Source organism: Pandoraea sputorum (genome assembly GCF_000814845.2).
Lineage (GTDB): Bacteria > Pseudomonadota > Gammaproteobacteria > Burkholderiales > Burkholderiaceae > Pandoraea > Pandoraea sputorum.
Genome location: NZ_CP010431.2, coordinates 5,729,579 through 5,742,997 on the forward strand (window position 1 = coordinate 5,729,579; position 13,419 = coordinate 5,742,997).

Annotated in this window: 15 protein-coding genes; 3 read left to right on the forward strand and 12 right to left on the reverse strand. The window is 62.6% G+C overall.

Features of this window, described 5'->3' with window-relative positions:
- Positions 1 to 162 precede the first annotated feature (162 nt).
- On the forward strand, positions 163 to 618 hold the full coding sequence (locus NA29_RS25345; protein WP_039394234.1) for a MarR family winged helix-turn-helix transcriptional regulator: 456 nt from the start codon (positions 163 to 165) through the stop codon (positions 616 to 618).
- 79 nt (positions 619 to 697) lie between these two features.
- On the opposite strand, the gene NA29_RS25350 is transcribed toward NA29_RS25345, so the two are convergent.
- A complete protein-coding gene (locus NA29_RS25350) occupies positions 698 to 1,645 on the reverse strand; it encodes a DedA family protein/thiosulfate sulfurtransferase GlpE (RefSeq protein ID WP_039394237.1) in 948 nt (315 codons plus the stop codon).
- 215 nt (positions 1,646 to 1,860) lie between these two features.
- Positions 1,861 to 3,426, reverse strand: a complete 1,566-nt coding sequence (locus NA29_RS25355; protein WP_039394239.1) for a DHA2 family efflux MFS transporter permease subunit — start codon at positions 3,424 to 3,426, stop codon at positions 1,861 to 1,863.
- Between the two features lie 470 nt (positions 3,427 to 3,896).
- On the opposite strand from NA29_RS25355, the gene NA29_RS25360 reads away from it, so the two are divergent.
- Complete coding sequence (locus NA29_RS25360; protein WP_039394243.1) at positions 3,897 to 4,691, forward strand: MHYT domain-containing protein; 795 nt, start codon at positions 3,897 to 3,899, stop codon at positions 4,689 to 4,691.
- A 121-nt stretch (positions 4,692 to 4,812) separates the two neighbouring features.
- Here NA29_RS25360 and NA29_RS25365 read toward each other — a convergent pair whose 3' ends face one another.
- The 5 genes from NA29_RS25365 to NA29_RS25385 all read right to left on the reverse strand — a co-directional run bounded on the left by NA29_RS25365 (position 4,813) and on the right by NA29_RS25385 (position 7,209).
- Positions 4,813 to 5,028, reverse strand: coding sequence for a hypothetical protein (locus NA29_RS25365; RefSeq protein ID WP_039401808.1), 216 nt, complete (start codon positions 5,026 to 5,028; stop codon positions 4,813 to 4,815).
- Positions 5,029 to 5,081: 53 nt separating this feature from the next.
- Complete coding sequence (thpR, locus tag NA29_RS25370) at positions 5,082 to 5,690, reverse strand: RNA 2',3'-cyclic phosphodiesterase (RefSeq protein ID WP_052252399.1); 609 nt, start codon at positions 5,688 to 5,690, stop codon at positions 5,082 to 5,084.
- Positions 5,691 to 5,835: 145 nt separating this feature from the next.
- On the reverse strand, positions 5,836 to 6,150 hold the full coding sequence (locus NA29_RS25375; protein WP_039394247.1) for a hypothetical protein: 315 nt from the start codon (positions 6,148 to 6,150) through the stop codon (positions 5,836 to 5,838).
- A gap of 151 nt (positions 6,151 to 6,301) precedes the next feature.
- Positions 6,302 to 6,841, reverse strand: coding sequence for a glycine zipper family protein (locus NA29_RS25380; protein WP_052252400.1), 540 nt, complete (start codon positions 6,839 to 6,841; stop codon positions 6,302 to 6,304).
- Positions 6,842 to 6,855: 14 nt separating this feature from the next.
- On the reverse strand, positions 6,856 to 7,209 hold the full coding sequence (locus tag NA29_RS25385) for a hypothetical protein (protein WP_039394249.1): 354 nt from the start codon (positions 7,207 to 7,209) through the stop codon (positions 6,856 to 6,858).
- 301 nt (positions 7,210 to 7,510) lie between these two features.
- On the opposite strand from NA29_RS25385, the gene NA29_RS25390 reads away from it, so the two are divergent.
- Positions 7,511 to 8,281, forward strand: coding sequence for a DUF2076 domain-containing protein (locus NA29_RS25390; protein ID WP_039394252.1), 771 nt, complete (start codon positions 7,511 to 7,513; stop codon positions 8,279 to 8,281).
- Between the two features lie 71 nt (positions 8,282 to 8,352).
- Here the strand turns inward: NA29_RS25390 and mnmE are convergent, their stop codons facing one another.
- From mnmE to rpmH, 5 genes are all read right to left on the reverse strand, one after another.
- Positions 8,353 to 9,747: a tRNA uridine-5-carboxymethylaminomethyl(34) synthesis GTPase MnmE gene (gene mnmE / locus NA29_RS25395; RefSeq protein WP_039394255.1), complete on the reverse strand. Its 1,395-nt coding sequence runs from the start codon at positions 9,745 to 9,747 to the stop codon at positions 8,353 to 8,355.
- A gap of 107 nt (positions 9,748 to 9,854) precedes the next feature.
- Positions 9,855 to 11,507, reverse strand: coding sequence for a membrane protein insertase YidC (gene yidC / locus NA29_RS25400; RefSeq protein ID WP_039394259.1), 1,653 nt, complete (start codon positions 11,505 to 11,507; stop codon positions 9,855 to 9,857).
- A gap of 24 nt (positions 11,508 to 11,531) precedes the next feature.
- Positions 11,532 to 11,888 carry a membrane protein insertion efficiency factor YidD gene (yidD, locus tag NA29_RS25605; RefSeq protein ID WP_084104123.1) on the reverse strand — a complete coding sequence of 119 codons (357 nt, stop codon included), beginning with the start codon at positions 11,886 to 11,888 and terminating at the stop codon, positions 11,532 to 11,534.
- 80 nt (positions 11,889 to 11,968) lie between these two features.
- A complete protein-coding gene (gene rnpA / locus NA29_RS25410) occupies positions 11,969 to 12,406 on the reverse strand; it encodes a ribonuclease P protein component (RefSeq protein ID WP_174555937.1) in 438 nt (145 codons plus the stop codon).
- Positions 12,407 to 12,467: 61 nt separating this feature from the next.
- Positions 12,468 to 12,602, reverse strand: a complete 135-nt coding sequence (gene rpmH / locus NA29_RS25415) for a 50S ribosomal protein L34 (RefSeq protein WP_010806664.1) — start codon at positions 12,600 to 12,602, stop codon at positions 12,468 to 12,470.
- Positions 12,603 to 13,419: the final 817 nt, after the last annotated feature.

Genomic DNA, 13,419 nt, shown 5'->3' on the forward strand with positions numbered 1-13,419 from the left:
GATGGCGCGATGCCCCCGGTCCCAGTGCTTTCCCGGTTCTGGCGACCGGGAGCAAGACCGCGCTGTCGCGCTTATCTCCAGACTGTTCTTCGTGCTGGTCACATTCCACGCGGTGAAATAGAATGGCGCGCAATTGAATTGGAACCGAAGCGTAATACCCGAATGGCAGTGAGCAAAAAAGCCGCACAAAAAACGCCCGTGCGTCTGGAAGATCAATTGGGCTTCGCGTTGTACTCCGCATCGCTGGCAATGACCAAAGCACACAAACCGATGCTCGACAGACTCGGTCTGACGTACTCGCAATATCTCGCGATGGTGGTGCTCTGGGAGCAGGATGACATCGCCGTCAATCAGTTGGGCGCGCGTCTGGGACTTGACTCCGGGACGCTGACACCTTTGCTGAAAAGACTGGAAATCATGGGACTTTTGACGCGTCGTCGAGGCGAATTCGATGAGCGTCAGGTGTTCATCGATCTCACGCCGCGCGGCGTGAATCTGCGTCGCGAGGCACGTCAGGTGCCTGCGCAGGTGCAAGCGGCATCGGGACAATCGGATACCGCGCAAAAGACACTCCGTAACCTGCTCTTGCAATTGCGCGACGCACTCAACGACGCGTAGTCAAAACAAAACGCGCGCCTCCTTGCGGAAAAGCGCGCGTCATTCAGTTGTGCGCAATTGAATGCGCCGCTGGCGGGTATCAGTGCGCAGGCACGAGCATATCCATGCCGTCGATTTTCTCGACGGTGTAGCCAGCGTCACGCCATGCATCGAGTCCGCCGAGCAGCGGGCGCACCTCCGAAAAGCCCTGTCGACGCAGTTCTTGCGCCAGCTTCGCCGCCGTCACCTCGTTGGGACAAGCGCAGAACACTACGATCCGGCGATCGCGCGGGATGTCTTTCAGCTTGGCTACGATCTCGTCCGGTTCGATGGCCAGTGCGCCCGGAATCGTGAATGGGTCCACGGCGCGGCGCGCGGCTGAGCGCACATCGATCACGACCGGCGTGATGTCGTCCTTCATCCACGATTCGAGCGTCTGCACGCCGATGCGGGCCATGCGCAGCGAGCGCAGCAGCCGGTAACGGTTCAGCCAGCGGTTGAGCAGGTACAGCGCGAAGATCAGCACCACCAGCCAGAGCACCCCGCGGCCGAGGGTATCGAAGGCGTCGAGCACCGCGACGATGTGCGAGGCAAAGCCGACGCCGAGCGCCACGGCCAGCCCCGACCAGAGCACGGCGCCGATGGCGTCGTACATCAGAAACTTGCGCCACGAGACACCGAGCGCGCCCGCCATCGGCACCGACAACGCCGAGAGGCCCGGCACAAAGCGGGCGAACATCAGCACTCGCACACCGTGACGTCCGATGGCCCCTTCGGTGCGGCTCACGCACGTGTCCGGCGAGATCGACAGACGACACATGAGGCGCAGGATGTGGTGGCCGTAGCGGCGCCCTGCGAGGAACCAGAGCGCATCGCCCAGCAGTGCAGCAAAGACCGCCAGCGCGACGATCGAGAGCGGCGGGAACAGCGACGTCGAGGCCGTCACGATGAGCGTGGGATAGGCGGGCAACGGCAGCCCCAGCGCCTGTCCGAAGATATTCAGAAAGACAAGCCAGAGCCCGAAGCGGGCAATGAGATCGAACAACATGCCGGGTACCTGTTGGCAGAGAAACGTTGCGGGGGGAAACAAAACGCAAATACGCCCAATCGGGCGCGATACCGCATGTTAACGCCGTACCGTGACGCTCAGAAGCCGTGAAGTCGAAAAGTATTGTTGCGGATCTGGAACGATGGCCGTGATGTACGGGGAACACGTGCCCCTATCGCACCGATAGTGTCCGGCGCGATAGGGGCAACCGGGTGTCAGTGTCCCATCGCCGCCGATGCCCCTTTCTTCGGTTTGGTCAGCCAAACCAGCGCCGCCATCGCGAGAAAGACGTATCCCGAGAGATGGAAGATGTCGTTCGTCGCCAGCATGAAGGATTGCCGCGTGACGAGGTCGTTCAGCACCCCGAGGTCCGCGCCGTTCGTGAGCCCGAGTCCCTGACGGAGCTGGTCGAGGTAGCTCGTCGTGGCGTCCGAGTATGGCGTGACGTGCTCGACGAGCCGCGCGTGATGGTAGATCGCGCGATCCTCCCACATCGTCGTACTGACAGCCGTGCCGATGGCGCCCGAGAGCGTCCGGAAGAAGTTCGACAAGCCGGATGCCGCCGCCAGACGCTCATCCGAGATGCTGGAAAGCGTGATTGTCGTGACCGGCACGAAGAAGCACGCGATGCCGATGCCCTGCACGAGGCGCGGCTCGATGACCTTTGCGAACGACAGATTCAGCGCGAAATGCGAGTTCCAGAACGATACCCCAGCGAACACGAAGAACGCGAACGAGGCCACGGCGCGCAGATTCAGCCGGTTCATGTTCTGCCCGATGATGGGCGACAGAACGAGCGCCAGCAGGCCCACCGGCGCTGTCGCAAGTCCTGCTTTGCCCGCGGTGTAGTCCATCACCGTTTGCAACCACAGTGGGAAGATCACGACCGACGCAAAAAACGTCATGAAACCGAACGAAATCACCACGACGCCCAGCGCGAAGTTTCGATCCTTGAACAGGGTGAGATCCACGATCGGTTTGTCGGACGTCAGCTCCCACAGGATCAGGAACGACAGACAGATCGCGGCGGTGAGCGCGAGTGTGACGATCAGGCTGTTGTTGAACCAGTCGCGATCCTTGCCGAGGTCGAGCATCATTTGCAACGAGCCGACGCCGATGGCCAGCAGCGCGAGACCGATCAGATCGATGGGCAATTTCTGCGTCTTCGTTTCATGCCCGCGCAGCAGGATCAAACACGACACGGCGGAGAAGATACCGACCGGCACGTTGATGTAGAAGATCCACGGCCAGGTGTAGTTGTCGGTGATCCAGCCGCCGACGACCGGACCGAAGATCGGCGCGACGATGACGGTCATGGCCCACAGGCCTAACGCAAGGCCGCGTTTTTTCTCTGGAAAGCTGCGCAGCAGAATCGTTTGCGAGAGCGGCACCATCGGGCCGGAGACAAGCCCTTGCAGCAGACGGAAGAAGACCAATGACTCCATGTTCGGCGCGAGGCCACACAGCATCGATGCGAGAGTGAAGGCCGCCACGGACATGACGAAGAGCCTCGCTTCGCCCACGCGCCGCGCGAGCCATCCGGTGAGCGGCACGGCGATCGCGGCGGCGACCGCGTACGAACTGATCACCCATGTGCCCTGACTGTTCGACACCCCCACGCTCCCGGCGATGGTCGGCACGGCAACGTTGGCGATGGACGTGTCGAGCACCTCCATGAACGTGCCCAATGCTAGTCCCACGGTGAGGATCGCCAGTCGTGCGCCGGTGAGCGGCGCGCCTTGCGGCGGGGCGGCGGAGGATGCCGTGGCGGCGTCTGCCATGTAAAACGTCTCCCTGTATTGAAGGCCGGACGATGTCGGTCCCGGTAGCGTCCGGCGTCCGAGGCATCGCAGCCAAAGTCTTCCCCGGATGGTGCCGCACATCCCGCACGCTGTGCGACGCAGGTTTGGAAGTGGGTCTCTAAATTGTCAGTTTGCGCTCGTAACTCTCTCGCAATTTGGCTCATCTTGCGTGAATCACGCGCCCTGCAAGGGTTTGCGACCGGTCCGGATCGGGGCGTTCAGGGCTGGCGCGGCGATTCACCGGCGGCAGCCGAATGTCAGACGTTTTTCCCCCTTGACGGCGTTCGGGCGGCGGGATTGAATCGCCGGTAGCGCCCGACGTTAGCGATGCAACATCGTAGTCCTCAGGGCGCTGCCGTCGCTTTATCGATGTCGTGCAGGCTCAAATAAGAAACGCTCGTCCACCGCCTATCGGCGTCCCGGCGACAGCAAAATCACAGGATAAGCCCATGCAGCCAGGTAGCGTCGTCCCTCTTTATTACAGCGAATTCCTTGTCCTGCTTTCCTTCGTGATATCGGCGCTGGGAGCCTATGTCGCGCTGGTCGCGGCGTCGCGCATTCGTGACGAAGACGGACGCATCAGCCTTGGCTATCTCTCGGTATCTGCGCTGGCGCTCGGCGGCATCGGCATCTGGGGCATGCATTTCATCGGGATGGCGGCGCAGCGCATGCCGTTCCCCGTCTCCTATTCCCTCTGGCCGACCGTTGGCAGTCTGGTGCTTGCCGTCGTCGTCTCCGGGGCGGCGCTCTGGTTCGTGGCTCGTGCGCCGTACCGCAACATCCTCCAATGCACGATTGCGGGCGTTGGCGCGGGACTCGGCGTAGCCGGCATGCACTATCTCGGCATGAGCGCCGTGCGCACGCAGGCGTATTTCGAATGGGACACCACGATCATTGCGTTGTCCGTGCTGATTGCCATTGTGGCGGCGAGCGTGGCGCTGTGGCTGGCGTTCCATCTGGAAACGAGTCTGCAACGCGCCCTGGCGGCGCTGGTGATGGCGGTTGCTGTGTGCGGCATGCACTACACGGGCATGCGCGCCGGGACGATCATCTGCACCGCCGAGACGCGCGCGCAAGTCAGCCTGCGGCTCGGGGGTGATACGCTGCCGTACGGCGTGTTCGCTATTGCCTGCGTGGTGTTGCTGGGCATGGCGGTGCTGCTGTATCGCACGTCGCGCAGACGGCGTGAGCGCATGGCCGCGCGGCTCGATGCGCTCATGCGTCAGCGCGCGGGGCATGTCTGAGGCGCATCCTCCGGACGTCGCGCCGAATCCATTGAGTCAATGAAAAACGCCGACCCGTCTTTCGACGGGGCGGCGTTTTTCATGTGGTGCCTACCAAGCGCCTCGCGGCGCAGCACGATGTTCAGTGCAGGATCGGGCTTCCTCCGACAGGCATGACGTCGCCTGTTTCAATCAGGTCGACGATATCGAACGGTTCAGTGTTGAGCTCGCGCGATGCACCGGGCTGGCCGGCATACCACTTAACCATCGCCATATGACCCAGCACACGGGTCACGATGCCAATGGCACCACGCGGCACTGCGATGTGATTGGATTTGACGATCGATCCGACTTGCACTTGAGCCTCCTGCGAATGACGAGAAACCGACGCGCCGACCGGACGGCACATCGTCATCCGACTATACCGTATTGCGTTGCGGGCATTGCCGATTTCTCGGCGGACGTCTCGAAAAAGACGTCGGGTTGCCCGCCGCGCTGTCCGCCGGACTCTCCGCTATGGTGCTCGGCCAGCAAGCGATAGTGCGGCCCGCGCGGTGTGCGTACCGAATGCACGAGGACGTAGCCGTCGCAATGCCAGATCAGCGGAGGTGGATGGAGATCCGAAGGCGCGCGTCGCGCGTGACGCAGCAGCGACACGTGGGGACGGAAGGACTGCGTCACGACGCGCGCACCGGTGGCGCGCCATTGAGACAGCAGCGTGTTGCGGGTGGCAACGAGTTGGTCAGGCACGCCCGGCGCACCCGCCCACACGATCTTCCTGTCCGACCAATAGCCCAGATGATCGAACGTCAGCGTGAACGGTTCGAGCGGCGTGCGCTGCATGAGCGCGAGCAACACGGGCAGACGAGCGGGATCGACTTCGTCGAGGAAGGCGAGCGTCAGATGTAAGGTCTGGGCGCGGAGCACGCGTCCGCCGCATTCCGAATGCGCCGACACGGCCCACTCGTGAAGCTGCGCACGCACGCCGGGCCCCGGCCAAAGCGCAAGGAAGAGTCGCATGGGAACACCAGGGAATGGATCCGACTGATGATTCTCATAGTAGGCGGGCGCTCAGACGAATGCCAGGTGCATACCTTGTCGGTTTTGGCACCCCGAGACGTGACCCTTCCGTTCGGTTCGTTCGATGTGTCCGATTCGTCAGCGATCAGTTCGTGGAAATACCCGGCGTGATGCCCCGGCGATTGCGGCGTGGCGTCTCAGGCGGCTTTTCCTCGGCCTTGGGGGCGGGCGGACGCGTGATGCTGTTCCAGTTGTTCTGGATAGCGGTGTCGGTGGTGTCGCGGGAGACGGCGCGCGAGATATCGGCGCTCGGATTGAATACGGACGAACCGCCAGCGGGTGCCGCGCTATTGGCTGGCGCAGGCGTGTTTTGCGCGTGCGCGTGCGGGGTGATGAACAATGCGGCGGCGATGGCCGCGGGCAACGTCAGCCATAGTGCTTTATGGAGCGACTTTTGCATTACAGAAGCGCTCGGTGCGCGGGAGGCGAAGCGGGACGTCGGGTCGTGGGCCATCGGATGTCTCGTGCGAGAACACGTGCGACGGCCGACGTCTGTGCCCGGGCGGGCTAACGTCGGCTGACGGCTGTCTTCTCGCTATTGTCGATAGGGGTCAGTAGCTGCCGGGCGGCGGCTTCCATCCCGGGGGCGGAGGCGGCGGCGGTGCATAGCGCTGAATCGGTTGCAACGACACCATGTCGCCGCGCACGGGAACGCGATTGCCTGAGGCGTACATGCACTGAACGTAGGCCTGATCATAACGGCTTTGCGTCAGATATGCAGACGACTGCGCGCTGCCCGCACCGACGGCGCCGCCCGCGAGCAGACCGGCCCCGGCTCCGATGGCGGCGCCCGACCCGCCGCCGATGGCTGCACCCGCTGCCGCGCCCAGCGCGGTGCCGAGCACGGCGCTACCGATGGCGCTGGTGTTGGCGGAGGTGGTCGTATCCACGCCACCGTTTTGTCCAGATGCGTACTGGCGGCAGTTGAAATCGTCTTGCCGGAACTGATCGAACGACTTCCCGGTGCCGGGCAGCGCCATCATGCTCGGCCCGTTAGGGACCACGACGCAACCCGCAAGCGTTGCAGCTGCGATAACAGCGGCGACGGGGGCCGCAAGGCGTTTCAGGCGAGGTTGCGAGTCGAATGACATCACGTGTCTCCCGATCAGTTCGATGCCGGTTGCGCGGGCACTTCGCGCCATCCGGCCGGACACGTTTTCACGTAGGGATAGTAGGCACCCGCCTTGTCGCAGTAGTACCAGGTGTCGCTGTTCGCGCCGGGCTGATCGTATTGCGCACCGGCTTGCGGTTGCTCGACGTACTGCTGCGGCTGGCTGGGAACGACGACGAGGGGCGGCGCGTAATACGGCGACGGCGCAGCGTACGGATAGGCGTAGGGGTATGGGTAATAGCCGGGACCGACCCAGACGCCCACGCGGCCATGCCAGGCGAAGGCGCTGCTGCTGGCCATAGCAGCGGCCACAGCGATGAAGCCGAGGACAACAGGAAGACGTTTCACGACACGGACCTCAAAGAACCCGGGAGCTGACGTCTCCGAGTCTAGGCCCGACGCCCCTGCGGAGCAATTACGATGCCTGTTAGAAGTGTTTCAAAGCATTACCTTTCGGGGGGCGGCGATGGTGCTGGAGATGGCGTTGTCGGTGCTTTGTCGTTGTATCGAAGCGTGTACTGCAAGCGGGCAGCTACATGTGGTTACACGTGCCGTGATCGCGGGGTGAGCGTCTTAAGATCCGCTTAAGCTTGGCTTCGCATACTGGGTTCGTCACTCGCACGACAAACGTCGCTCACAGAGGTAAATCATGGACTCGCAGGAAATGCAGACGCTTCAGAGTTTTCTGACCCAACTCACGCAGGCGCAGGCAGGCGTCAAGGACGCGCAGGCCGAGGCGTTGATCGCCGACGCCGTACGCCGTCAGCCCGACGCCGCCTACCTTCTGGTGCAGCGCGCCTTGCTGCTCGACCACGCACTGGTTTCGGCGCGCGCACAGATCTCGACGCTCCAATCGCAATTGCAGGCCGCACAGGGCGGCGCTCACGATTCGTTCCTGGGCGGAGCAAACGCGTGGGGGAATGGCGGCGCTGCGGGAAATGGTGCGGGCACCACTGGCTCGATGGGTAACGGTGGTCCGGTCGGCTACAACCCGAACGCTGCGCCAGCGTCGTATCCGGCGCAGATGCAAGCACCGACGCAGGTGGCGTCGCAACCTCAGGCACCGGCGCAACGTTCCGGATGGCTGAGCGACGGCGCGCGTGGCACGCTCGGTAGCATCGCGACGACAGCCGCTGGCGTGGCGGGCGGCGCTTTCCTCTTCCAGGGCATCGAAAGTCTGTTCCACCGAAACGGTGGCGGGGGCTTCTTCGGTCAACCGGCGATGGGGGGATTGGGCAGCGGCATGATGCCCTCGGAGACGATCGTCAACAACACGATCTACGAGAACGGAAACGGTAATGGCAACGGAAGCGGAAGCGGAAGCGACAACTTCCTGGACACGTCGAACTCGGACTTCTCGAACATCGACGACAGCCTGACCGACACCGGCGACTACGACGACGATTCGAATTTCATTTGATGCGTGATGATGCTTGAGGCAGTGAGCGCGCAGTGAGCGCGAATGGCGCGCTCGCTGCGTCGATGCTGTCGTCACTTCCCAATACAAAACCGGCTGAAAATCACCCCGAGCAAATCATCCGAAGTGAACTCGCCGGTGATGGTGCTGAGTTGTTCCTGGGCGAGACGCAATTCCTCGGCGAAGAGGTCGAGGGCACCGGCGTTCTGACGCGCGTGCGCGTCCGCCATCTCGACGTGATCGCGCGCGGCACGCAGCGCCGACAGGTGACGCTCACGCGCCAGGAACACCCCTTCGTTGCCCGCCTGCCATCCCGCGATCTTCAGTAATTCGGCACGCAGGAAATCGATCCCCTGCCCGCCCTTCGCCGACAAGCGAACGCCCAGCGGCGCTGCCCCTTCCTTCGGCAGTACCGTCGCCGGTTCGCCCGCCAGATCCGTCTTGTTGTACACACGCACGATGGGCACGTGCTTCGGCAATTGCGTTGCGATGACTTCGTCTTCCGGGGTCATGCCGGTGCGCGTGTCGAGCAGATGCAGTACGGCGTCCGCCTTCGCGATTTCGCTCCAGCTGCGCGCGATGCCGATGCGCTCGACCTCGTCCTCCGTCTCCCGCAATCCCGCGGTGTCGATGATATGCAGCGGAATGCCGTCGATCTGAATCGTCTGCTGCACTTTGTCGCGCGTGGTCCCGGCAATCGGCGTGACGATGGCCAGCTCGGCGCCGGCCAGCGCATTGAGTAACGACGACTTGCCCACGTTCGGCTGACCCGCCAGCACGACGTTGATCCCTTCGCGCAGCAACGCACCCTGCTTCGCCTGTGACAGTACCTGCGCCAACTGCGCGCGGATGCGTTCGAGTTGCCCGAAAGCATCGGCGGCTTCCAGAAAATCGATCTCTTCTTCCGGGAAGTCGAGCGTTGCCTCCACCAGCATGCGCAGGTGAATCACCAGATCCACAAGCGCATGAATTTCGCGCGAGAACGCACCGTCCAGCGACCGGCTCGCCGAGCGTGCCGCCGCCTCGGTGCTCGCCTCGATCAGGTCGGCCACCGCCTCGGCCTGCGCCAGATCGAGCTTGTCGTTCAGGAACGCGCGATGTGTGAACTCCCCCGGTTCCGCAAGACGCACGCCGAGCTCAGTGCCTTCGTCGATACAACGCTGCAAGAGCAATTGCAGCACGATGGGACCGCCGTGTCCCTGCAGTTCCAGTACGTCCTCGCCGGTGTACGAATTCGGGCCGGGAAAGTACAGCGCGATACCGCGATCGAGCGCGTCGCCCGTACCGTCCAGAAACGGCAGATACGACGCGTGACGCGGTTTGAGCGGCTGACCGACCAGACGCGTGATGACACGCTGCACAGCCTCGCCGCGATGCTTGCCGAAGGAGACACGCACCACGCCGATACCGCCGCGTCCGGGGGCGGTGGCAATGGCGGCAATCGGAACGGTGGAGACGGTAGCGCTCATGGAACGATTCGTTGAAAAACAGTGGCTTATTTTGACATGCACCAAACAAAACCGCCCGCGAGAGACTCGCGGGCGGCTATGTCAGTCAGACGGTCTAACCTGAATCGTCAGGCCGCCTTTTCCTTCTTTTTGGTACCGAGCATCCGGTTGATGGACCATTGCTGCGCAATCGACAACGTGTTGTTGACCACGTAGTACAGCACCAGACCCGACGGCAGGAAGAGGAACATGACCGAGAAAATCAGCGGCATGAACATCATCATCTTGGCTTGCATCGGATCCGGCGGCGTCGGGTTCAGCTTCGTCTGAATGAACATCGACACGGCCATCAGCACCGGCAGGATGTAATACGGATCCTGCGTCGAGAGGTCATGAATCCAGCCCAGCCACGGCGCGCCGCGCATTTCCACCGACGAGAGCAGCACCCAGTACAGCGCGATGAACACCGGAATCTGAATCACGATCGGGATACAGCCACCGAACGGATTGACCTTCTCGGTCTTGTACAGCTCCATGAGCGCCGCGTTCATCTTCTGCGGGTCGCTCTTGTAGCGCTCGCGCAGCGCTTGCATGCGCGGCGTGATTTCCTTCATGCGCGCCATCGACTTGTAGCTTGCTGCCGACAGCGGGAAGAACACCAGCTTGATGATCACGGTCACGGCGATGATCGCCCAACCCCAGTTGCCGAGCAGCGCATGCAGCTTCGAGAGCAGCCAGAACAGCGGCTTGGCAAGGATCGTGAAGTAACCGTAGTCCTTCGTCAGTTCCAGGCCCGGCGCGATCTGCTCGAGCATGTGCTCTTCCTGCGGACCCGCGAACAGACGTGCATCGACCGTCTCGCTGCCATTTGCGGGAATGGCGGCAAGCGTTTGTCGCACGCCAACGCGGTACAGACCGTTGTCCAGCTTCTGGACGTAGTTCTTGCGCTCCGCGCCTTCCTTCGGAATCCAGGCCGTGGCGAAGTAATGCTGCACCATGCCGATCCAGCCATCGTTCGACTGCTTGACGTACTTCGCCTTGTCCTTGTCGATGTCGCTGAACGTGATCTTCTGGAACTTCTCGTCGCTGCTGTAGACCGTCGGGCCCGTGAACGTGTGCGAGAACTTCGCCCCGCTGATTTCACGGCCGTCACGCACCAGTTCCATGTACAGCGTCGGCTTGATGGGGGCGTCGGTCTTGTTGACGATCGTGTTCGACACGTCGATCACATAGCTGCCGCGATGGAACGTGTACGCACGCACCAACTGCAGGCCGCCCTTGACCGGCGACTCGAACTTCACGGTCAGCGTGTCGCCCGTCATCGTGGTCGGACCCGGCACCATCGTGAAGATGTCGTTGTGGTTCGGGAAGTCGCCGTCGACCAGCCCCGTGCGAGCGAAGTACTGATGGCTCGGGGTGTTGTCGAACAGCACGACGTGCTTGTCGGCTTCGTCGGCGTCGGGCCACTTCGTGAGCGCCAGGAACGACAGCGTGCCGCCCTGCGTGCTGATGTCGGCTTCGTAGACGTCGGTGTTGATGCGGACGTTCTGCGCGCTCGCAGCGGCGGGGGCATTACCCGGCGCATTGCTCGTCGCCGGGTTGGCGTTGGCAGCCTGCGGCAGGTCGTTGCCCGCTGTCTTGTTACCCGTGGCGGCCGGGGCGGAAGCTTCCGGCGTCGGGAAGAACAACGACGAATGGCCATTGGCGCGTTGCCAGTTGTCGAAAAGCATCACGACAGACAGCGCGAAAATGACCCAGAGTACGGTGCGTTTGATGTCCATGCGGTAACTCGTGGTGGACGAAACTCAGGAATGGCCCGGCGCGCGGCGCGTAACTGCCGATGCGGCCGCGGGCCCGGACGAGACCGTCTGCTTAGCTCGCGACGTGTCGCTTCCGGCGGCCTTGTCGGCGCCATCGGCGGGGGTGTCGGGAACGTTACAGACGTGTCGAGCAGGCGGTACGGGATCGAAACCGCCGGGATGAAACGGATGACAGCGACATAGACGCCGGGCCGCGAGATAAGTGCCGTAACCGGCACCGTGCTCGACGATGGCCTCGCGTGCGTAGTCGGAGCAGCTCGGATGAAAGCGGCAACGGTTACCCAGCCAGGGACTGATCACCAGCTTGTAACCGCGCAGGAGCAACAACAGCACGCTTCGCATCTCGATTCCGCCTGTCAGTCCGGTCACAGGGTGACCGGGTGGGCGGCGCATGCCCGGGGTCGGGCGCTACCGTTTGGGGACTAACTACCTTCGGTCTTGTCGTCGGACGCGCGGCGCTTGCGGGCAGCTTTCTCGGCTGCGTCGAAGAGCTGCGCGAACTCGGTCTGGCACAGTGTGTTCAGCACTGGCGCTGCGGCCGCCGTATACGTCCCCTTGTCGAATCGCCGGGTCAGTCGCAGTACGAAGTCCCAGCCGGCCAGCGCCTCACGACGCTGACGAAACATCTCGCGAGCCTGACGTTTGATCAGATTGCGAGTGACCGCGCGCGGCGCATGCTTCTTACCGACGACAATGCCGATGCGGCCTTCATGAGGCGTGGCATCGGCAGGGGTGTCCGGCGCTTCTTCGCGCCAGCGCATATACAACACGAAGTGCGCGCTGCGACGCAGAGGGCGCAAACTAAAAACGGATGAAAACTCATCCGTTTTGAGAAGTCGCGCGGCTTTGGGAAACCCCAGTGCCGGGACTTCGCGCCTTGCGGATTTAACGCGCAAACCGCGGTACGACCGAGAACCGCGATTAGACGGCCAGGCGCTTACGGCCCTTGGCGCGACGAGCGGCGATGACCTTGCGGCCGCCACGGGTCTTCATGCGAACCAGGAAGCCATGGGTGCGCTTGCGGCGCGTCACGGAAGGCTGAAAAGTACGTTTCATGATGCACTCACTGTGTGAAAAAATTCCCGCGCAGCAGCATCGTAAAACGCCACAAGGACACCGTGAAAACCTGCAAATTCAAGGACTTTCACGCGCGGCCCAGCCGTCGGGAGTTGGATAGGAATCCGGTTATCTTTCTAACGAACCCGCTATTTAATCGGCTTTTCCGTTGTGTGTCAATAGGTTAGCCATCGCCCCGACGGCATCCGCACACGATCGGTGTCGTCGTTGTCGCGGAACCGCCAGCCCGTGGGGCTGTGGCTGTGGATAATGGCGGAAATTGCCGGATGCTTCACTTTTTGCCGGTGGATAAATGGGAAATCGTGAAGATGTTCTGGCGGTCGCGGCAAATCGTCGCAATTGCCGGTCATTTGCGCAGCCATCGCGCGAAGTCAGACGGGTTAACGCGGTACGGCCGCCCGGAGATGCGCGTGCTGTGGGCATTCCTGTGGATAACTCGCTTTGCGGACGCTTTGGCGGTAAAATCCCCCATCAATTTTTTTCCCAGCAGAGTACCGGTGACGCCGCCATGTGGATAGCGCGCCGGGTTTTGTCGTCTGCGCGCGCCGGAGCGACCGGTCGTACGCGCGAGACCAAGCCCGAGCGCCGCGCCGTGGTTCGTCGGATGCCGGACGTCTGCAATGCGCCGCTGGTCCGACTCGATCCCGGCCGGAATTCCGTCCCCCAAGCGTTGGCGGACGGAATTCCGGCTTGGTTTGGCGCGTTCTGCCCCCATATCTGATGTAACGGATAGTGGACGGTAAGAGCGCCAGACGAAGCAGTCGGATGGGCCCCGCGCCACCTGGACACACGCTGC